The organism is Psychrobacillus sp. Z3-81, from assembly GCF_056620325.1.
This window is the reverse complement of the sequence record NZ_JBWQPU010000003.1, coordinates 262,814-283,231: the sequence shown is the minus strand read 5'-3', so window position 1 is coordinate 283,231 and position 20,418 is coordinate 262,814. Positions and strand designations below refer to the sequence as shown.

19 protein-coding genes are annotated in these 20,418 nt (G+C 40.9%); 10 read left to right on the top strand and 9 right to left on the bottom strand.

The features are described 5' to 3' along the window. Positions 1–8: 8 nt before the first annotated feature. The 6 genes from mutL to AC1ECF_RS05335 all read right to left on the bottom strand — a co-directional run bounded on the left by mutL (position 9) and on the right by AC1ECF_RS05335 (position 8,797). A complete protein-coding gene (gene mutL, locus AC1ECF_RS05360; RefSeq protein WP_480388371.1) occupies positions 9–1,883 on the bottom strand; it encodes a DNA mismatch repair endonuclease MutL in 1,875 nt (624 codons plus the stop codon). A gap of 16 nt (positions 1,884–1,899) precedes the next feature. After that, a complete protein-coding gene (mutS, locus tag AC1ECF_RS05355) occupies positions 1,900–4,479 on the bottom strand; it encodes a DNA mismatch repair protein MutS (RefSeq protein WP_480388370.1) in 2,580 nt (859 codons plus the stop codon). A gap of 76 nt (positions 4,480–4,555) precedes the next feature. Continuing rightward, entirely contained in the window at positions 4,556–5,110 is a 555-nt protein-coding gene (gene cotE, locus AC1ECF_RS05350; protein WP_480388369.1) for an outer spore coat protein CotE, read from the bottom strand. 712 nt (positions 5,111–5,822) lie between these two features. After that, positions 5,823–6,371 (bottom strand): nucleotidyltransferase family protein, encoded by a 549-nt coding sequence (locus tag AC1ECF_RS05345; RefSeq protein ID WP_480388368.1) that lies wholly within the window; start codon positions 6,369–6,371, stop codon positions 5,823–5,825. Then, positions 6,364–8,010, bottom strand: a complete 1,647-nt coding sequence (locus tag AC1ECF_RS05340) for a hypothetical protein (RefSeq protein WP_480388367.1) — start codon at positions 8,008–8,010, stop codon at positions 6,364–6,366. Before AC1ECF_RS05340 ends, AC1ECF_RS05345 begins: the two co-directional genes overlap by 8 nt. Beyond that, on the bottom strand, positions 8,003–8,797 hold the full coding sequence (locus tag AC1ECF_RS05335) for an ABC transporter ATP-binding protein (RefSeq protein WP_480388366.1): 795 nt from the start codon (positions 8,795–8,797) through the stop codon (positions 8,003–8,005). Before AC1ECF_RS05335 ends, AC1ECF_RS05340 begins: the two co-directional genes overlap by 8 nt. Positions 8,798–8,936: 139 nt before the next feature. On the opposite strand from AC1ECF_RS05335, the gene AC1ECF_RS05330 reads away from it, so the two are divergent. The 9 genes from AC1ECF_RS05330 to AC1ECF_RS05290 all read left to right on the top strand — a co-directional run bounded on the left by AC1ECF_RS05330 (position 8,937) and on the right by AC1ECF_RS05290 (position 15,185). Further along, positions 8,937–10,133 carry a CynX/NimT family MFS transporter gene (locus AC1ECF_RS05330; protein ID WP_480388365.1) on the top strand — a complete coding sequence of 399 codons (1,197 nt, stop codon included), beginning with the start codon at positions 8,937–8,939 and terminating at the stop codon, positions 10,131–10,133. 137 nt (positions 10,134–10,270) lie between these two features. Beyond that, the gene (locus tag AC1ECF_RS05325) at positions 10,271–10,630 is read left to right on the top strand and encodes a hypothetical protein (protein ID WP_480388364.1); all 360 of its coding nucleotides are present in this window, start codon (positions 10,271–10,273) and stop codon (positions 10,628–10,630) included. 62 nt (positions 10,631–10,692) lie between these two features. Beyond that, positions 10,693–11,067 carry a hypothetical protein gene (locus AC1ECF_RS05320; RefSeq protein WP_480388421.1) on the top strand — a complete coding sequence of 125 codons (375 nt, stop codon included), beginning with the start codon at positions 10,693–10,695 and terminating at the stop codon, positions 11,065–11,067. A gap of 166 nt (positions 11,068–11,233) precedes the next feature. After that, positions 11,234–12,718, top strand: a complete 1,485-nt coding sequence (locus AC1ECF_RS05315; protein ID WP_480388363.1) for an S-layer homology domain-containing protein — start codon at positions 11,234–11,236, stop codon at positions 12,716–12,718. A 505-nt stretch (positions 12,719–13,223) separates the two neighbouring features. Continuing rightward, entirely contained in the window at positions 13,224–13,661 is a 438-nt protein-coding gene (locus tag AC1ECF_RS05310) for a hypothetical protein (protein WP_480388362.1), read from the top strand. A 27-nt stretch (positions 13,662–13,688) separates the two neighbouring features. After that, entirely contained in the window at positions 13,689–13,868 is a 180-nt protein-coding gene (locus tag AC1ECF_RS05305) for a hypothetical protein (RefSeq protein WP_480388361.1), read from the top strand. A gap of 28 nt (positions 13,869–13,896) precedes the next feature. Then, positions 13,897–14,277 (top strand): hypothetical protein, encoded by a 381-nt coding sequence (locus tag AC1ECF_RS05300; RefSeq protein ID WP_480388360.1) that lies wholly within the window; start codon positions 13,897–13,899, stop codon positions 14,275–14,277. A gap of 222 nt (positions 14,278–14,499) precedes the next feature. Then, on the top strand, positions 14,500–14,754 hold the full coding sequence (locus tag AC1ECF_RS05295) for a helix-turn-helix transcriptional regulator (RefSeq protein WP_480388359.1): 255 nt from the start codon (positions 14,500–14,502) through the stop codon (positions 14,752–14,754). Positions 14,755–14,792: 38 nt separating this feature from the next. Then, the gene (locus AC1ECF_RS05290; protein WP_480388358.1) at positions 14,793–15,185 is read left to right on the top strand and encodes a hypothetical protein; all 393 of its coding nucleotides are present in this window, start codon (positions 14,793–14,795) and stop codon (positions 15,183–15,185) included. A gap of 81 nt (positions 15,186–15,266) precedes the next feature. Here the strand turns inward: AC1ECF_RS05290 and AC1ECF_RS05285 are convergent, their stop codons facing one another. Continuing rightward, positions 15,267–16,325, bottom strand: a complete 1,059-nt coding sequence (locus AC1ECF_RS05285) for a nitric oxide synthase oxygenase (RefSeq protein WP_480388357.1) — start codon at positions 16,323–16,325, stop codon at positions 15,267–15,269. A gap of 195 nt (positions 16,326–16,520) precedes the next feature. Here AC1ECF_RS05285 and AC1ECF_RS05280 point away from each other — a divergent pair, with 195 nt between their 5' ends. Next, positions 16,521–16,973 (top strand): hypothetical protein, encoded by a 453-nt coding sequence (locus AC1ECF_RS05280; RefSeq protein WP_480388356.1) that lies wholly within the window; start codon positions 16,521–16,523, stop codon positions 16,971–16,973. Positions 16,974–17,026: 53 nt separating this feature from the next. Here AC1ECF_RS05280 and pflA read toward each other — a convergent pair whose 3' ends face one another. Together pflA and pflB are read right to left on the bottom strand one after the other, a co-directional pair. Further along, positions 17,027–17,764, bottom strand: a complete 738-nt coding sequence (gene pflA / locus AC1ECF_RS05275) for a pyruvate formate-lyase-activating protein (protein ID WP_480388355.1) — start codon at positions 17,762–17,764, stop codon at positions 17,027–17,029. 210 nt (positions 17,765–17,974) lie between these two features. Further along, positions 17,975–20,200, bottom strand: coding sequence for a formate C-acetyltransferase (gene pflB / locus AC1ECF_RS05270; RefSeq protein ID WP_480388354.1), 2,226 nt, complete (start codon positions 20,198–20,200; stop codon positions 17,975–17,977). Positions 20,201–20,418 lie beyond the last annotated feature (218 nt).

The window sequence follows — 20,418 nt, the reverse complement described above, 5'->3', positions numbered from 1 at the left end:
AACCCCTCCTACATTACTCGTTTAAACATCTTTTCAATCTCATAAGTAGAAAAATGAACGATTACCGGCCTACCATGCGGACAGGTCAGCGGATGCTTGGCATTTTTCAAGCTTTCTAAGAGCTGCTCCATATCTCTCATGGTTAAATAGTGGTTCGCCTTAATCGATAGCTTACAGCTCATCATGATTGCTGCCTCTTCACGAAGCTTTTTAATATCGGTCTTTCTATTTGTGAGCACCTGCTCGATAAGAGACTCAATGATTTTGGTTTCATGCCCCTTCGGGAACCAGGTCGGGTGCTCCCTCACGACAAAGCTCGACGTTCCGAAATCCTCTAAAAATATTCCGACTTGGTGAAGCTCCTCAATGGATTCCTTTATTCGATAAGCCTCATCCAAGGAATAATGGAAGGTTAGTGGCAATAAAAGCGCCTGCCTCTCCGCGGCATCCACCTCTCCGACCTTTTCCTTATAATACTCATACTTGATACGTTCTTGGGCAGCATGCTGGTCAATCAAATAAAAGCCATCATCACTTTGCGCCACAATATACGTTCCATGGATTTGACCTACTACATGCAGGTCTGGAAATGGTGGTCGCTGCTCGACCGGTACTTGGACGTCTTCTAGGTACGTTTCGTTATCCTGCTCTGACTGAACGGGCTCTGAATAGGTTTCATTCACAAGCTCCGCACCGGATGTTTGGGCCGGCTCCTCCCGAAGTGGCTCCCGCTCTTCAAAAACAATCGTGTCTTTTGTAGATGTTGTGCTCATCTCCGGTGCCTTCTCCTCCTCCTGTCGAGGAGGAGCTACCGGTTCAAAGGTTTCCTTGAAGAAATTAAATTGATAGCTAGGCTGCTTTTTCACAGCCGGTTTTTCTGTAACTTTCGGCGGCTGCTGGACTTGGTGCATGACAGAACGAATCGTCCGCTTGACCAGCTCCATTAATTCCTTTTCCTTACTTAAACGGATCTGATGCTTCGCCGGATGGACGTTTACATCGGTAAGCATGGGATCTGCCTCAATATTTAATACCACAATTGGATACCTTCCAATCGGAAGAAGTGTATGATAAGCCTCGACTATCGCATTATTCACCCCATAATGCTTTACCCAGCGACCATTCACTAGGACGGTCATATAGTTTTTCGAGGCTCTCGTAATTTCTGGTAAGGTAGCGTATCCCGAAATGCGGAAATCAGGGGATTCGCCTTCATAGTAGACCATCTTCCGTGCATTCGCCATGCCATACACAGAGGTAAGTACTTGTTTAAGGTCCCCTCTGCCACTCGTTTGAATAATCGTTTGCCCGTTGTGGATCAGCTTGAACGCGATATGTGGAAAGCTGATTGCCAGACGGTTGATCAAATCGATGGTGTGGCCAAGCTCCGTTTGAATCGTTTTTAAATATTTTAGACGAGCCGGGGTATTGTAGAATAACTGTTTGACCACGATGTCGGTCCCTCTTCTAATAGCAGCAGGACCAGAGGAGATCACTCTTCCACCCTCTAGTTCCACCTGCGTCCCAACATTTTCCCCGTCAGAGGTCCATAGCTCGATCTTGGATACGGAGGCAATACTGGCAAGCGCCTCCCCGCGGAACCCTAAGGAGCGGATTCGGAACAGATCATGCTCTGTCATTATTTTAGAGGTAGCATGTCTTGAGAACGAGCGAAGGGCATCCTCCTCGTCCATGCCGTTCCCGTTATCCGTTACCTGGATTTTCGCAAGTCCAGCCTCCTCCAGCGTGATTTCAATCGAGGTGCTTTCTGCGTCAATAGAGTTTTCTACAAGCTCTTTGACAACCGATGCAGGCCGCTCTACTACCTCACCAGCTGCGATTTTATTGGACAGAAGCTCCTCCATTACAACAATCTTTCCCAATTAGTTCACCTCCCGCTCAATCATCTAGTTCATTCTGTAATTCATAAAGAAGCTGAAGTGCTTCTAGTGGTGTCGTACCAGATATATTTATCTTCTTAATTTTTTTCATGATGGTTTCTGCTTTTTCGTTTGCAACCTGTTGAACTGGTGCAGGTGTAGGAGCAGGTGCTTCCTTCACTGGCGTCTCTTCAAAGAAAGACAGCTGCAATGCCTCGACAGGCTCCTGCTCCTTCTTATCCTTCGCTTCAAAAGTAGCAAGGATATCACGTGCACGGACAATGATCTCCTTCGGAAGCTGAGCAAGCTCTGCCACATGGATACCATAGCTCTTATCTGCCGGTCCGTCCTTCAATTTATGTAGGAAGACCACCTTACCGTCCTTCTCTGTAGCAGAAACATGCACATTTTTTAGCTTAGACAGTGTATTTTCAAGCTCTGTCAGCTCGTGGTAATGAGTAGAGAACAACGTATTTGCCCCTATATGATGGTGGATATACTCCATCATCGCCTGCGCAAGACTCATCCCATCATAAGTGGAAGTCCCTCTTCCGATTTCATCAAATAAAAGAAGGCTTTTGCTTGTCGCATTTGCGATGGCATTCTGAGATTCCATCATCTCAATCATAAAGGTACTTTGTCCACCGGCAAGGTCATCCGCTGCCCCTATACGTGTAAAAATCTTATCTACAATAGGAAGCGTTGCACTTTGGGCAGGCACATAGCAGCCAATCTGCGCCATAATGACCGTGATTGCCACTTGACGCATAAACGTACTTTTCCCGGACATATTCGGACCAGTGATTAGCAGCATGTTTTCATTTTCGGTAAGCACACAATCATTCGGTACATAAAGCTGATTGTTCAGCATCTTTTCAACGACTGGGTGACGCCCCTCTTTGATAATCATCGCCTGTGAATCATGGAATTCCGGCTTCACTAGTCGGTAACGGTCTGCCACATGCGCGAAGGCAATGTATACATCCAGCTCACTAATTTGTTTTGCCAGCTTTTGTACAAGCGGGATATGTTGTTTTATTTCCTCGCGCAGCTGTGTAAACAATTGATATTCCAGCTCTAAGCTCTCATCCTCTGCGGAAAGGATCAGTGATTCCTTTTCTTTTAATTCATCCGTAATATAGCGCTCCGCATTCGCAAGCGTTTGCTTTCGAATATATCTGGATTCATCTGCAAAATGGATATTGGTTTTGGATAACTCAATATAATATCCAAATACTCGGTTATACCCTATTTTCAGGTTTTTAGCACCAGTCAGCTCTCTTTCTTTTTGCTCCAGCTCCGCTATCCATCGTTTGCCGTTCACAGATGCGTCGCGTAACTGGTCTAAACGTTCATGGTACCCTTCTTTTATTACCCCACCGTCCTTCACGGAAATCGGCGGCTGCTCACTGATTGCATCCTCGAGCTTTTGCCAAATGTGGTGGCAGTCCTCTAGCTGCTCCCCTAATGCTTGCAAGGTGCTGCTGCCGGATTCTACTAACAGCTGCTTAATAGAAGGGATTTTCGAAAGTGACTGTCTAAGCTGGGCAAGATCTCTACCACCCGCGCTGCCGAAGCCAATACGACCCACTAGACGCTCTAGGTCATAAACCTCCTTGAACAGCTCCTTCACTTCCTCTCGAAGCATAAAGTCATCAAGGAAAGCAGTCACAACGTCCAGCCTATGCTCGATTGCCCTTCTGTTTGCAAGCGGCTGATGAATCCATTGCTTCAGCTTTCGACCTCCCATCGCAGTAACAGTCTCATCCAACAGCCAAAGGAGGGTTCCTTTTTGATCACCACTGCGAATAGAGGAAATCAATTCAAGATTTCGTTTTGAATGATAATCCAGCTCTAGATATGCTTCTCTTTCTTGGTAGGTAAACGGCTGAATATGGAGTAGCGAACGCTTTTGCGTTTTCTCAATATACTTTAGCAGTCTTTTTACCGTTCCAAGCGTAGCAGCAGGATGGTTAGGCGCATACGGAGCGACCTCCTCATCGGTCAGCTCTTCTTTTTCAATGGAAAGCGTAAAATCGTGGATGGCAGAAAGCTCACTAATTAAGACATACATCTGCTCACTCACAATCAATTCCTTCGCCTCAATCGCAAGCAGCTGCTGCACGACCTCCTTCTCATCCCCCTTGATCAGCGAGGTGAAGCCATGACCAGTAGAAATATCCAAATAGGAGAAGGAAATCTCGTGTGGGGACACAATATCAGCGGAGGCAATGAAATAATTCGTCTTATGCTGCATTGCCTTCCCGTCCATCATCGTCCCAGGGGTAATTAAGCGGACAACCTCTCGCTTCACAACACCCTTCGCAGTACGCGGATCCTCCACCTGCTCACAAATCGCAACCTTATGCCCCTTGCTAATCAGCGTCTCAATATAACTCTGCGCGGAATGGTGCGGAACCCCACACATTGGGATGCCATCCTTCCTGCTTGTCAGGGTGATTTCTAGAATAGATGCCGCTTTGATTGCATCGTCATGGAAAAGCTCATAAAAATCTCCTAATCGAAAAAACAAAAAAGCATCTATGTAATCTTCTTTAATCGTTAAGTATTGTTTCATCATTGGCGTAATCGTAGACATATTGTTCCTTCTTTCTTTGTACTTCTCTTTATTATAACAAAAATGCACAAAAAAAGAGCCGAGCGAACCCGGCTTTTTAAAGCGAAGATGACTCATCATGCTCTGCACTGCTAGAAGAGCTAGAAGAGCTAGAAGAACTGGAAGAGCTGGAGCTTTCCTCATTAAATGCCCATTCCTCTTCGAAATCTTGGTCATGCACTTGAATCACAATCGTCGTTTCCCCCACTACCTCTGCCAGCAATTCCCTCTCCACTGTTACCTGGAAGCAAGAGCCATTGTTTGCAATAATCGCCTCTGTGCAATTTGGCTGCTGAAGAACACGCACATGCACCTCTTCACCTGTTGTATCTTTGTCACGATAGTGCAGTTTAACACGATCTTTATAATTAATCGTTTCAGTGTAAACAGAAGTTTTCGAATGATCATGATGTGCATACCATACGTTTACATCGTACTTACCAGTTACCTCTACATAATTCCCGTGTTTCTTGGACTGGTGCGAATGATTAATTACCCAACACCCTAATATGCTAGATGGTGCATTCGGTGGACGAAGTGTTTCACTTGATTCCGTTCTCTTTTTACCTTTGGCAACAACAGCCTTCGTTACAATATGGCGTAAGTATTTCATTTTTTTCCTCCTTGTCTTCAAGTCATAACATCATATGCAACATGTGCCCAATGGGTGCTTATCTTGGTGGATGTTTGTGGAAATGGTGTGGGGGGTTGGGATGTGTCGGGTTGTTAGAGTTAGTGGATGCTTGATAGATTCGGCAGGTACCGTGGTTGGGGGTGGGTCGGTTGATTGCCAAACGGAAATTACCGAAAAAACCGTGGCAATTCATTCGAAAAACAGATAATTGGAAGATGTATGATAATTAATGAGGTGAGCCCCATAATTCTTGTGCTCGCACAGCCATTGGCAAGGGTGAATTTCTCGTTAGTCGCCCTCATTATCAATTTAGTCGCTTTCAACTTCAATTTAGTCGCTTTCGCGGAGGATTTAGTCGCGTTCACATAAGTTTTAGTCGCTTTCGTTGGCGATTTAGTCACTTATCGGAAATTTACTGGAAATTATTTGTTGTACCATTCGATTCAGAAAGCTCCAGATTGGCAACAAACTGGCAATACGTACGACATATCCCTCATTACTTGCGGTTACCAGGGTGTTACTTGCGGTTACCGATTGGTTACTTGCGATATCGTAGCCTTTACTTGCGATTGGAGCCAGTTTACTTGCGTTTATTGGTTATTTAGTCGACAAAAGGGGTTTATTGGTAATTAGATATTGCGCAATCCCCCCCAAAATAAAAAAGAGCTTGGTTCTCCAAGCTCTTTACTCTCTATTTAAACTGAAGCGCTGGCCATGCCTTTTGCCAATTTTTCTTTGTCACTCTCGTTTGGTAGATGTTGTGGAGTGGGCCGCTTTCGTAGCCGGGTGAGGGACAGATGGTTAGGCTGACTAAATCCTGTATGCCGTGTGGAGCAGTTAGGATGAGTGCTCCTTGTTCTATTTTTATTCCCACCGCTGTTGCGGTTTCTGGAAAGCTTGCAATACCTTCGACAGCAGAAGTGAACGGCGGAAGATGGTTGATTGTATGCATTCTCGCTTGATTTTTCACAGACCACGGCTCGCCAGGATGTATTTTTCTAAGCTGCTCCTCATATTGCTTTTCCACCTGCTCGTCTAGGCAGGATGGATCAAAATAGATGACATCGATATCGGCTAGGGGGGTTCTTTCTGTTTTATTGTGCAGAGCGTCCCATATCTTAGAGCGGACGAAGCCAGCGCAGACCCACCAATCTGGCAGGCCAAGGCTTGCTGCTGTCTGGATAATGCCCATCATCCAGTCATCTTGTTCGATTAGTCGAAGGATGCTTTCTTTATCCATTCGTCACAGCCCCTTTCTTGGCACTTGGGAACACTAGCTTCCACATGATCGGAATCCCCAATAGTAGAAGAAACACGAGAGCTAGTTTACCGTACGGCAACTTACCAATCATAAAATGCACAACAGCGAACACACCAATGGCCGCCATAGTAGTAAAGGTTTTAATCGTACTGGTATTTTCTATTGTCTCAGCTGACTCTGAAAAAGGATATATTTCTCCGTTTAATATTTTATATGTTAAAACGGTCGTACAAATGGCTGCTAGCAGGACAATTGCCAAGTCGAGTAGAATCCCCCATCCGTATAACCAAGAATGAAAAATACATAGAAGTAGATAAATCGGCAAGAAATATTTAACGAGCACTGCCTTTAAGGTCGCTGAATAAAAGATGCTCTTGTTCGCAATAGGAGCAACCCGCATGACCCAGATTGCCTTATACGCAGGAGAATACTGCAGCATATGAACAATGGTCGGAATCATTAGCAAGGAGAAATAAATGTTTAAAAAGCCACTCCCCTGTTTAATTTCCTCTAATGAAGACACTCGGTAGTTATTAAAGAAGAAAATAATTGGAATAAGAAAAGAAAAGGCCAGCAATGGATAGAGCTTTATTTTCATCTCTCGTTCTTTTGTAATCATCTTAGAAGAAAAGCGGAAAATCGTGCGTTCCTCTGGAGAAGTACAAATTAGCTTTGCCCATAAATTTGTGAATATCGCTTTCTCTTTTTTCCTTTTAGCAGAATCTGTTTGTAGCTTAATCAAGCCCCGTTCGAAGCCAGGCATACTGCGTACATAAACGATGATGGCTACAGCCGGTATGGTGATCGCTAGAATAGAGAGAAGTATAATTGGTGAGTCAGTTTGTTGATTCAAGAAAAGTTCAAATGGGGCACTGAACCAGAGCGGAGGAAGAATGACATGCCACCACTGGAAGGTATAAGTCAGATCCAGGTTGCTGATTTCAAATACCCGCCCGAAAAATTGATAGCCAACCATGATAAAGATAGCTAGTGCAATCTGTACATAAGAAATCATATCCTTCAGCTTTTCTCCGCTAAAGAATCGTAAAATTACATAATAAGCAAGTGCCGTTAGCGTCAAAGATAGCAATGCAACAAGTATTACTGATAGTAAGAAAATAAGTGTAAAAAGGATTCCTTGTACAAAGATACTGACGACTAGAGGCACTGCGACAAAAGATAAAGTAAGAAGCGATATGTAGTAGCCAACATGTATCACTTTCGCAGTATTCAACGTTCTTTTATTGATCGGTCGGGCCAATAGATTGTTTTTATCTCGTACATCTAATAAAACAGAGGAAAAATCGGATACCATGGAGCTCATTAAGAAAAAAAGCAGCACACTAAACATGATGCCCATGCCAAACATATAATTATCTCCAAAGAATAGAAACGGTGTCTGCATGAGCAGCCCGTACAAGCCGTAAATCCAGAGAGACTTGTAAAACTTATTGCCTTCTTTCTTCTGCTTCGTTCCTTCAATGATGGCAGGCATACGACGACCATCCATCGTAAGCTTCAACTGGAGTATTGCTCGCATTGCACCGTAGTCGATATCCATCTTGCGAAAGAAGGCTTGGAACTTATCTAAAAATTGTAGGAGGCGAAAATCATCCATTTTCTTTACCTCCACTTACAATCCCAACAAATCGATTGGCAATCTCCTCTTGCTCATGAAACCCGGTCAGCTGGTTAAAGATTTCCTCAAGGGAACGCTCCATATCTTGGTTTTGAAGTTCCTCAAAGGTTCCGTCCGCGACCACCTTCCCATCCACTAGCAAGACAATCCGGTTACTGATTTTCTCCACCACATCCATGATGTGCGAGGAATAAAAGATGGTTTTCCCGCTGCTTGCAAGCTTTGCAAGGATTTCTTTGATGACCATCACACTATTAGCGTCTAATCCGCTAAGCGGCTCATCCAAAAATAACAGGTCAGGGTCATGGAGCAGACTGGAGATAATCATCACTTTTTGTTTCATTCCCTTGGAATAAGAGGCAAGACGCTGATGGAAGACTTCTGCCAGCTGAAACTCTTTCATTAGTGCTGAGGCCTTCTGTTCCGCCTCCTCAGATGTAAGCCCATATAGCTCTCCAACAAACGTAAGGTATTCACTGGCAGTTAGATTTTCATACATATCCGCTATTTCGGGAACGTAGCCAATTCTCTTTTTGTAGGAAATATCTCCATCCGCAATATCCTTTCCAAATATCTCGATCTTGCCTTTATAACCTTCAATTAATCCAAGCATTAACTTTACTGTAGTTGACTTACCCGCTCCGTTTGGCCCGATGTAGCCGATGATTTGGCCACTATATACATCTAAATCGATACCGTTTAATACCTGCTTACTGCCAAACTTCTTGGAAAGACCTTGTAATGAAAGGATTTTTTCTTTTGTCATCCTCTAACCCCCTTCCTGCTATTTTACCATAATTTACTATGTGTTTTTATGTATATTTCATCATTTTATGAGTTAGTTGAAGTTTTAAATTGGAGGGTGTAGAGTGTGACTTATCGAGATGTATAGAGGTGAACTGAATATGACATCAAAAGTAATGGACAAAAAAACAATGCTCCTATTAATACTCGGAGTAATCTTCCTATCCTCTACGCTAAGGGCCCCGCTAACTTCAGTAGGCCCAATTATTTCTATCATAAAAGATGCGTTATCTATTTCCAATGTGTTGGCTGGCTTTATTACGACTATTCCACTTTTAGCATTTGCTGTCGTTTCTCCCTTTGCTCCTAAGGTGGCAAAAAAGTTTGGAATTGAATGGACATTGTTTCTCTCCACCATCCTGCTTGCAGTTGGAATTGTCACCCGCTCATCAGGAATTACCTTTCTTTTATTATTCGGGACAGTTCTTATCGGAGTAGCAATCTCTTTTGGGAACGTTCTGCTTCCAAGCTTGATCAAGCGAAAGTTTCCTTTGCATATTGGATTACTGACTGGAATTTTTACAGTGTCCATGAATTTATCTGCCGGACTTGGAGCAGGGATTAGCTATCCCATTGCCTCAGGTACAAATTTTGGCTGGCAGGGAGCACTTGGATGCTGGGCGATTCTAGCAGTGCTCGCATGTATTATATGGATTCCGCAGCTTGGCGGAAAGAAAAAAGAATCACTTGAATCCTCTCCAGCAGGCGAGACAGGTCATCGCTCCATTTTAACATCACCACTAACTTGGACCATTACGCTAGCTATGGGGCTCCAGTCTTTGATTTTTTACACGATGGCGGCATGGATACCTGAAATTTTACAAACAAAAGGAATGGATGCTGATCTTTCCGGCTGGATGCTATCCATCATGCAATTTGCTCAGCTTCCTATGACCTTTTTAATACCGATTTTAGCAGGACGAATGAAGAATCAACGATCACTAGTCTGGTTATTTTCCATCCTCAATGTTATTGGTTTTACCGGCTTATTATTTGGGGATGTGTCCCAAACCTTGTTGTGGATGATTATATTAGGTCTAGCAGGTGGCGCATCATTCGGACTTGTTATGATGTTCTTCTCTCTAAGGTCCCGAACGCCCATGGAGGCAGCGGAACTATCAGGAATTGCTCAATCGCTAGGCTACCTGCTAGCTGCAATTGGTCCAGTGTTTTTTGGCTATATACATGATGTTACCGACAGCTGGAATGGTCCGATTCTGCTGTTCATCTTGACGTCCATCTTACTATTGCTTGCTGGTCTGCATGCGGGTAAGGATTGCTTTGTATCAGAGGAATAGATTAGGAAAGAATTTAAACCGCCAAAATACTTGGCGGTATATTTTTTACACTCCAAATACCTTTTTTGCTAAAAATTGGTTTATTATAGAAATAAAGAGAGGGGTTGTTCACCATCCAATTAGGAAAATACCAATTCATGATTATTATTACATTGTTTCTAGTGACTATCTGTGTGTTGCTTTACCCTATTTTAATTAAGCCAAAAAATTCATTGGATTTATACTACCATATCATTCGCTCCGATGAATATGAGGATGTGAAGAAACTTGCTCTCGATAAAGAAGAAAGCCGTTTTACAAGAGAACAATATGAAAATATCATGGTGGATAGGGTCAGTCCCTCCAAAATCAGACAGTTTACTATTTTAGAATACGGTAAAAATGGGTCCATATTATTGGAGACCTCTCCAGGTACAAACCAGCTATACATTCTCCATACGGAGGAGCTGCCTGAGGATATCGCAGAGTACTTAAGAGAAATGAATGAAGATAACTAAAAACTGTAACGCTCAGTTTCAAAGGCCGTCTAATCTCATATGGAGGGATTACTGTGAAGCGAATGCTTATTCCTTTGTTATGCTGTACATTTCTTTCAGGATGTGGGCTTGAGCCTACAACCATAGAAAAGGAATATGAAGGAAGGCTAGATCAAGTGACGAAAATAGAAATAGTAGATGGAAGTACCGGAGAATTAGTTTACACCAAGGAGAAAGAAGAAATTAGCCATTTCATCAGTGAGATTAAGGATATCGTATTCACTCCAGATGAAAATCAAGAGAAACGAGAAGGATACCTTTATTCAATCAATTTCTATGAAAATAGCGAGAGAACATTTTATTTTAGCTTAAACACTCTTGGTGACCATTATTATGAGACAGAGCCTGAACTAAAAATTTCTGTGGAGCAGTTTTTTCTCGAAATAAAAGACAGTTGATAGAAAAAGTACAGTCCTATCTCTCTTATTATAAGTAATAGAATTTCAGCACACGAGAATAGGGATAAAACTAGTCAGGGAGAGCTTAGCCTCTTATTATCATCCTATCAATCCTTTAAAAAATTTCGGAAAATTGTTACTACAAGACTGAAAAGGAGGAATATCATTGGTTACTAAAAAAATACTTTCCTATCTAGTAGCTTTTAGTCTTTGTATTACCATGCTTTCTACTCAAGTTTTTGCAGATGCAGAGAATACGAAACGTGAATTTTCCGATGTACCTGCCCATAAACCTTATGCCAAGGCTGTTTATGATTTAGCTGAACGTAATATTATCGGGGGCTATCCCGACGGCACTTTCAATCCAGGTGCCTCTATTACTCGTGGCCAGGCAGCTTCTATTATTGCCAAGCTATTAGATTTACCAACAAAGAATGTGAAAAACCCTGGCTTTCAAGATGTAAATGAAAATCTTTGGAGCTATGGAGCAATTGCCGCAACAGTTGATAGAGGAATTTTCAAAGGATATGAGAATGGCCGTTTTGGACCAAACGATCCCATCACACGTGGACAAATGGCTTCTATTCTAATAAAGACATTTGGATTCCATTCCTATCAATATCACTATCAATCTTCACCATTTACTGACATTGATAAAGCGATGAGTCACCAAAATGCAATTATGACGTTACATGAGCTAAGTATTACGTCAGGCACCTCCCCTACTACATTTAGTCCCAACCAACCGATTACTAGAGCACAGGCCGCTGTTCTCATTACAAACACAGAAAAAACAGCTGCTAATAAGATTACGCTCAAAGGGAAGGATTTTGGTTGGTCTGAGTTTAGGGGCTACAATGACTACCAAGCGGATAAATATGTCCCGTCAGAGCAAGTAGAACCTTCTATTATAAAAGTGATCCCAACAAGAACCTTCTCGGATGCACTTCAAATTATCCCTTTAAAAACCGGCACTCAAAAGCTTGTCATTTCTGGGGCAAATGAAACACAAAATGGGTCTGAATCGAAAAAATTCTATGTGCATGTAAGTAATCAAAACGGTAAGTTAGTCGCTGATATGGAAGAAACAAAGGATGTTTTGACGACAGATGTTCGGTTGAGAGCTGCTAAAGATAAGGTGAAAGCAATCTCACTGATGTCGACTGACGGAAAAATAATAAAAGAAAATGTTCCATTCAAGATTTGTCCAGAGAATAGTAATCTAGCGGACTTAACACTGATTTGTATATCACTGAGCGAACCAACAGAAAATTTAGCGGTAGTTGAATATGAAAACGGGAAAAAAGTAAATTACGCACTATCAAGTAGCGCTCAGCCAAATAATTTTTATTATCGAACCGCTTCCATCTTAGTTATACCAAAGGTGACCGTGGACTTAACGAAGGAGCAAGGCGACTTTAGTGAGTTCGTTCTCCGAAAGGAAGACGAAAAGATCATCAAAGTAAAAAAAGATGCTAAGGCTAATATCTTTCAAATTGAAGGAATCGGTGAAGGATACGCCTATATTGACTTCCCAAAAAGTGATCGAAAGAAAGATGGCGTCTTGGGACTTTATATCAGTGTAAAAAAAGTGGCAAACCAGTTCCAAGTAGAAGTTGAATACTATACCTACGAGGACATATTTCATTGATAAATGAAGAAGATAAATGCTGGGAGGTGTTCCATAAGTTTCTACTTATGGGATGCCTTTTTTAGATTAAAAGAAATCCTAGAGGCTTCCCCTTATACACTCGAAGAAATTTCACGATGAACCATTTACATGATAAGCAGCCAGTCACAGTTTCCATGGCTGCTTGTTTTTTTATTATAATAGTCTGATTTTTCTTTTAACAAATACGCTTGAATGGTAATATTGATTAAAGGAGGTTTAAAATGGGAGATATTTTATTTTCAATCATTCAAATGAGCTTCATTAAATCCTATCTTAGCTATTGTATTTTGTTTTAATCTCGTCGAAATCATCAAGAAAGCGAATCAGGGCGAAAAAGCCATTGATAAAAATTTCCTATGGTTGACCATTTCGGGTGTATATATCATTACGTCAATCACTTGGATGATTAGTGCGGAAATGAATATGGGATGAAACATTAGGAGAAAAACAGTTTATAAGGAACCAAACCGAAAGAAGTGAAAATGTGATTAAAAGGAAACTGATAGCAGCCTCCCTATGTACGTTTGTATCCACTACTTTGGGAATATTGCTTTTGAACCTCGTATATGAAGGCGGAAAAGCTAGCGACTTCCCGTTTCTCGTTATAAAAAACTGTTTATGGCTTTTTCCACTTGTTCTTATATTCGGGGCACCAGTATCCATTCTATCGGATTATGTCACTAGAAGACTTTCCGCTAAGAGCCGTACAGTAATCGCCCTAATTATACACTTAATCTTCGGAATCATTTTCGGACTCCTTCTTCTATCGAATATTGATTTTCCAATAGGCCTGTTTACATTAAATCTTTCTATGGTAGCTTCCCCAATAACCGCTTTCTGTTTTTGGTTAATAGATGAACTAATAAAAAGGAAATTCCCAGGTATAGATAATAAAACAACGAGCGTTCAAGCGAATGTGTAATAGGAGAAATGGGGAGATGATGGAAAAGTGTTTTTAGTATTTTTGTTAAACCCAATCTTTGCTATGGTTTTCTGTTTAAACCTTATTGGGATGTTGAAAAGATTGCATCAAGGAGAAGAAAAAATAACGAAAAATGCTTTTTGGCTAACCTTTTCAGGGATTTTTATTGTCACTACTATTACTTGGATGCTGATGTCTATGTATTAATATACACCCAATATGACGGGAGATTAATATGAAGCTAAAAGAAATGATTTCATCCACTACCTGCTTGGTCGTATTGCTGAATTTATTGATCATGATTTTTATAAAGAAGACATTGATGACCGCAGACATCCCTGTAAGCTATAGCTTGGAAGAGCTGAAGGATTTGAGCATCCTGGCGATCGTCACGAGTATGGTACTCTTTCTTCTACTACTATTTACACGAAAATATATACTATATACATTGAGCATTTATGCTATCCTGCTTATTTTCCGAGTTGTTTCGATGGTCAATAATCAAATCGACGAAGTTACTCGTCTAGATCAACTGCTGCTTTTTATGGTTCTCTGCCCTTTCATAGGTGGGTTTTTCCTTATTAAAAAGAAAAATACAAGGAACCAGCACTTATAGAATGAGCCGTCCAGCCTTGAATCTGAGACGGTAATTTTTTTGTGAAACCTTATGTTTACTGCTCCAGCGGCTTTTCATGAAGTGTACCAAAATCCTCTTCCACCTTTATCCCCAACCTGATCTAACTAAACTTTTTTATTTTCCTATGCGTATAATGTAAGAAATACTTTACTTTTTGTAAGAAGTTCTTTACATTTAAGGTATATGATGGGGAGGATAGAAATGGAAATAAAAAATCGGTTGAAGGAACTGCGAGCAAGATCTAACCTTACGCAAAAGGATTTATCTGAAAGAGTAGGTGTAACACGTCAGACCATTATAGCGTTGGAGAAAGGAACCTATGTGCCTTCGTTATTACTTGCGATGAATATTGCGGAAGTGTTTCAGGAACCCATCGAACAAATCTTTTTCAAGGAGGATGGAAAGTCAGAATTGTTATTTTCGAAACTTTTAGCAAGATTATTATTGTTGGCTTAATGGCATATACATTGGGGTTTGCGTATGAGAATATCTGGTTGATGGATGAATTTGATCGAGGCTTGGCAAGCGGAGAAATAGTGTTAGATGAAGTGAAATTTAGCATATGGCCATTTGTAGTCAGCTTTATGTTAATAATCATTTATATGGTAATCTCTGTTAAATTAAAGCCAAGAAAACGGGCTAACTTCCTATTAAAGTTTGAAGAATTCCAGGAAGCTGATGAACGGGAGTTGGTTATCACTAATAAGGCAGCAAGAGCTTCTCATGTGACTTTCACATTTTCTGCCATATTGGCAATGACAATGATGGTTTTTTCCACTGGGCTCATATATGAACATCCCGCTTTCCCTTTATATTTATTTGCCGCAACCATAATCGCCTCCAGTATTGCATACGCTCTTGCCTGGTGCATAGAATTTAATAAATAAAAAAACGCACTGAGCGTTTCGTTCAGTGCGTAAGTAATAATGATTATGGAAACTTTGTTACAGAATTAAATCCGCTTCCACCTATTTATATGGCTGCTTTTGATAAACATAATTTGGTGTAACTTTTTTATTATCATAGGGCTTATGAAAAATATGAGTGGTTGCGGGAGACATTGGTGGAATGAGCCAAGACCAGTTGCCAGTCACTTCTCTGCCTGCCCCCTGCTCAAGCTCCTCGAATTTCTTGAATTGCTGAGCAGCAGTGTGATGGTCGACAATGCTCACGCCGTCTTCCTTAAAGGAATAAAGGACTGCAGCGTTAAGCTCCACCAATGCTCGGTCCTTCCACAAGGAGGCATTCGATTTCGTATGTAATCCCATCCGCTCCGCAATCACCGGCAGCATATTGTAGCGATTATCATCCGCTAGGTTTCTCGCACCTATCTCCGTTCCCATGTACCAGCCGTTAAAAGGAGCAGCTGGATAAGAAATCCCGCCAATCTCCAGCTTCATGCTAGAAATCATCGGAACCGCATACCATTTTAACTCTAGTTCCTCGAACCAGTCATATTCCGGGTGTCTAAGCGGAACCTCTAAAATATACTCCTCCGGTATATCGTAAAACCTAGGATTCTTTCCATCTACTTGAATGACTAAAGGTAGGACATCAAAGCGCCCGCCCCTCCCCTTCCATCCAAGCTGTTCACAAGCTTTTGTAAATGCAAGAGAATCCGAGTCTCCAACTATCCCATCGGGCGTTTCATATCCTGCATAGCGAATCAGCTGGTGGTTCCAAATTCTCACCCGGTCGGGAGAAAAAATGGTGATGGTTGGTCTGATGCGCCCTTTATTTGTAGCGAATTGAATATGCTCTAGCAATGCTTGAAAGATGCTATCTTCATCCACTAGTTCCCGTTTATCTATCACATGCAGGCTTCGCCAAAATAAACGACCAATGCACTTGTTGCTATTACGCCAAGCAACCTTCGCACCATACGCCAGCTCTTCCTCGGTTTGATTGTAAGTTTCCTTTTCTTCTATTTCCTTTTTCACTTGGGTGATCCGTTCAGTAAGCTCTTCTTCCGACTTGCCCGTTTCTCTATAAAATAGTTGAAGATACTCCAACGCCTCGCTCATCATCTGACCTTCCCCCTTAACCTTACTTTTCATGTTAGGGAAATGGAATCAATGAAACAAGCACGTTTAGGCAGAAAGTTGTGATGGTTTTATGAAATGTGCTGGCAGAGTAATACGTTTTAAGGAATTAATGTTTTTATTCGTTTGTAACGAAAAGAGGGGGAATTTCGTCTATTTAATTTAACAATACGTTAGGAGATGAGTAATATTAAAAAAATTGCTTTTCTATCTCTATTACTTGTAATTATGTCTTCTTTCTCGGTTCAGGCATTGACATGGGCGATCGATTTTGTTGTTTGGGAAGGAAAGGTTTATGAAGTGAAACAAGAGGACGTTATCGAAAATGATAAAATCGGTAAAGTTCTAGGAGAAGTAAAGACACAGCCTGATGGGAATAGTGGTGATTATCACGGTAACGCCTCCAACATTTATCCAATAGGAACAAAATATTATGAGATAAAAGGCATATCAACTTCTTCTGCAATTGCAGTTAAAGAAGACGATTATTGGATAAAGTGTGTCTATGTTCATAAAGCACCTTTTCATCTATTGAACATTTTAACTCATCCATTATTCATCATTTCTATTGTACTAATTGTATTGATTTTATTTGGAACTATATTCCGAATAACACGTAAATACCACCAATGAAAAAAGGACTCTGCACAAAAGCGGAGTCCTTCTTATTAGCTTAAACCAACAGGTTATTTCAAATGACGAGTTAGTCTTTCGTATGCATTTTTTACGCGATCTTCTGTTGGTGGCTCTGTACCTTCTAGAGGGTATTTCAAGTTGAGTGCTTCCCATTTATATTCCCCAAGCTTGTGGTAAGGTAACACTTCCACTTTCTCTACGTTCTTCAAGGTACCAATGAATTCACCTAATCGATCTAGATATTCATCAAAATCTGTTACGCCTGGTACAAGTACGTGGCGAATCCAAACTGGAATGTTTTTATCGGATAAATATTGTGCGAATTTCAGAATATGGTCATTGTATTTACCTGTTAATCGCTTATGCTTCTCTCGATCAATATGCTTTAAATCAACTAAAATAAGGTCTGTATACTGAAGCAATTCATCTAATTGACTTAGATATTCAGGACGCTCAGAGAAATTCCCGCCGGAGGAATCAATCGTTGTGTGAATCCCCTTCGCCTTACACGCCTTGAATAGCTCTGTTATAAAAGGCATTTGTAATAAAGGCTCTCCACCACTTATTGTAATACCACCGCCTGAAGACTCCATAAATGGACGATAGCTTTCTAGATCTTGAATGATTTCATCCACCGTCATTGTTTTACCAGTGCCGATTTCCCAAGTATCGGCATTATGGCAATATTGACAGCGAAGCAAGCAGCCTTGCGTGAATACAATATATCTGATTCCTGGACCATCAACTGTACCACATGTCTCGATGGAATGAATATTCCCTTGTATCATAAAATTCTCCTCCTATGTTCTAGATACACAAAGAAGCTAAATAGTTCCTAGTAAAACAAAAGACCAAAAAGAATAACAACTGTTATCAGCGTGTCATCCGAATTTGGTCTTTGTCTAGCTACAGCGCCTAGTAGACTCACCCACCTCCTAAGCTTTAGGAGGTGGATTTTCGTCTAGAAGGATTTAAACAGGGCACTACTGCTTTCTGTATTACATACTTCCGTGGAAAGTACGGTTAATTACATCGATTTGTTGTTCACGAGTTAATTTAATGAAGTTAACTGCGTAACCAGATACACGAATTGTTAATTGTGGGTATTCTTCTGGATGCTCCATAGCGTCTAATAAAGTATCACGGTTAAATACGTTGATATTTAAGTGGTGACCTTCTTTAGATGCATATCCATCAAGAATTGCAGCTAAGTTAGCAATTTGACTTTCATCGTCCTTACCTAATGCTTTTGGTACCATAGAGAATGTGTTAGAGATACCATCTAAAGCGTGTGCATATGGAAGCTTAGAAACAGATGCTAATGAAGCTAATGCACCTTTTGTATCTCTTCCGTGCATTGGGTTTGCACCAGGAGCGAATGGCTCACCAGCACGACGTCCATCAGGTGTGTTACCTGTTTTCTTACCATACACTACGTTAGAAGTGATTGTTAAAATAGACATTGTTGTTAAAGAATTACGGTAAGTAGCGTGTTTGCGTAGCTTAGTCATGAATGTTTCTACTAAGTCTACTGCCATTTGGTCTACGCGATCATCGTTGTTACCGTATTTAGGATATTCGCCAGTTGTTTCGAAATCAACCGCAATACCGTTTTCGTCACGGATTACTTTTACTTGACCATATTTAATAGCACTTAAAGAGTCAGCTACAACACTTAGTCCAGCGATACCAGTTGCCATTGTACGAAGGATCTTTGTATCGTGAAGTGCCATTTCGATTCTTTCATATGCGTATTTGTCGTGCATGTAGTGAATTACATTTAATGTGTTGATATATAATTCAGCTAGCCAATCCATCATTGTATCAAAACGAGCCATTACTTCATCGAAATCTAAGATATCAGAAGTAATTGGTGCGAAACGTGGAGCAACTTGAACTTTAAGTTTTTCATCCACACCGCCGTTGATTGCATATAGTAATGTTTTTGCTAAGTTTGCACGAGCTCCGAAGAATTGCATTTGTTTACCTACACGCATTGCAGATACACAGCAAGCAATTGCATAGTCATCGCCGTATTCTAAGCGCATGATGTCATCGTTTTCGTACTGAATCGCACTTGTTTGGATAGACATTTTCGCACAGAATTTTTTGAAGCCTTCTGGAAGCTTAGTAGACCAAAGAACTGTTAAGTTTGGCTCTGGAGCTGGTCCAAGGTTTGATAATGTGTGTAAGAAACGGAATGAGTTTTTCGTTACTAAAGGTGTTCCATCTAATGAGATACCACCGATTGATTCTGTTACCCAAGTTGGGTCACCACTGAATAACTCGTTGTAATCAGGTGTACGAGCGAATTTTACAAGACGTAATTTCATAACGAAGTGGTCAACTAATTCTTGTGCTTCCACTTCTGTTAATGTACCGTTTTGTAAATCTCTTTCGATGTAGATATCTAAGAAAGTAGATGTACGACCTAAGCTCATTGCAGCTCCGTTTTGCTCTTTAATCGCTGCAAGGTATCCGAAGTATAACCATTGGAATGCTTCGCGAGCGTTAGATGCTGGAGCAGAGATATCAAATCCGTGTGCAGCAGCCATTTCTTTTAATTCGCCTAAAGAACGAATTTGCTCGGAAAGCTCTTCGCGAAGACGGATTGTGTCTTCGGACATAACTTTGCCCATGTTTTTCATGTCTTTTTTCTTTTCGTTAATTAAGAAGTCTACACCGTATAGAGCTACACGACGGTAGTCACCGATGATACGACCACGGCCATAAGCATCTGGAAGACCAGTGATGATACCAGCTTTACGAGCTAACATCATTTCATCTGTGTAAGCATCGAATACACCTTGGTTGTGTGTTTTACGGTATTTTGTAAAGATTTCTTTTACTTCTTCATCTACATGGAAACCATAAGATTTCGCAGCTTGTTCAGCCATACGAATTCCACCAAATGGTTGTAAAGAACGTTTGAATGGAGCGTCAGTTTGGAAACCTACAACTGTTTCTAATTCTTTGTTAAGGTATCCAGGACCGTGAGAAGTGATTGTAGAAACGACTTTAGAATCTAGATCTAAAACGCCACCAGCCTCACGTTCTTTTTTGTTTAGGTCCATAACTTGTGCCCATAGTTTTGTAGTAGCTTCTGTTGGTCCAGCTAGGAATGAATCGTCTTTATCATATACAGTAATGTTGTTTACAATGAAGTCACGAACATTAATTTCTTTGTTCCAATTTCCTAATTGAAAGCCTTTCCATTGTTCCATGTTTTTATCCGCCTCTCTAGTTGTTTGTATAACAGAAAGTAAATTTCTTATGTAACAGATTATATAACCAACCGAAAAAAGATGAAAGCCCTATCATCAAAAAAATATTGAACAATTTGTGGACTCGAGTCCAATTACTTCCACTATATCTTGTTTTAAAGGGTTTTTAACTACTGGCAGCAGTGATTTTCTGCCATTTTTCTGATATTATATTCTAT

Coding starts and splice junctions, on each gene's coding strand:
- mutS (WP_480388370.1), bottom strand. CDS start 4,479: ATGTCTACGATTACGCCAATGATGAAACAATACTTAACGATTAAAGAA.
- cotE (WP_480388369.1), bottom strand. CDS start 5,110: ATGAAATACTTACGCCATATTGTAACGAAGGCTGTTGTTGCCAAAGGT.
- AC1ECF_RS05345 (WP_480388368.1), bottom strand. CDS start 6,371: ATGGATAAAGAAAGCATCCTTCGACTAATCGAACAAGATGACTGGATG.
- AC1ECF_RS05340 (WP_480388367.1), bottom strand. CDS start 8,010: ATGGATGATTTTCGCCTCCTACAATTTTTAGATAAGTTCCAAGCCTTC.
- AC1ECF_RS05335 (WP_480388366.1), bottom strand. CDS start 8,797: ATGACAAAAGAAAAAATCCTTTCATTACAAGGTCTTTCCAAGAAGTTT.
- AC1ECF_RS05330 (WP_480388365.1), top strand. CDS start 8,937: ATGACATCAAAAGTAATGGACAAAAAAACAATGCTCCTATTAATACTC.
- AC1ECF_RS05325 (WP_480388364.1), top strand. CDS start 10,271: ATGATTATTATTACATTGTTTCTAGTGACTATCTGTGTGTTGCTTTAC.
- AC1ECF_RS05320 (WP_480388421.1), top strand. CDS start 10,693: ATGCTTATTCCTTTGTTATGCTGTACATTTCTTTCAGGATGTGGGCTT.
- AC1ECF_RS05300 (WP_480388360.1), top strand. CDS start 13,897: ATGAAGCTAAAAGAAATGATTTCATCCACTACCTGCTTGGTCGTATTG.
- AC1ECF_RS05295 (WP_480388359.1), top strand. CDS start 14,500: ATGGAAATAAAAAATCGGTTGAAGGAACTGCGAGCAAGATCTAACCTT.
- AC1ECF_RS05285 (WP_480388357.1), bottom strand. CDS start 16,325: ATGATGAGCGAGGCGTTGGAGTATCTTCAACTATTTTATAGAGAAACG.
- AC1ECF_RS05280 (WP_480388356.1), top strand. CDS start 16,521: ATGAGTAATATTAAAAAAATTGCTTTTCTATCTCTATTACTTGTAATT.
- pflA (WP_480388355.1), bottom strand. CDS start 17,764: ATGATACAAGGGAATATTCATTCCATCGAGACATGTGGTACAGTTGAT.
- pflB (WP_480388354.1), bottom strand. CDS start 20,200: ATGGAACAATGGAAAGGCTTTCAATTAGGAAATTGGAACAAAGAAATT.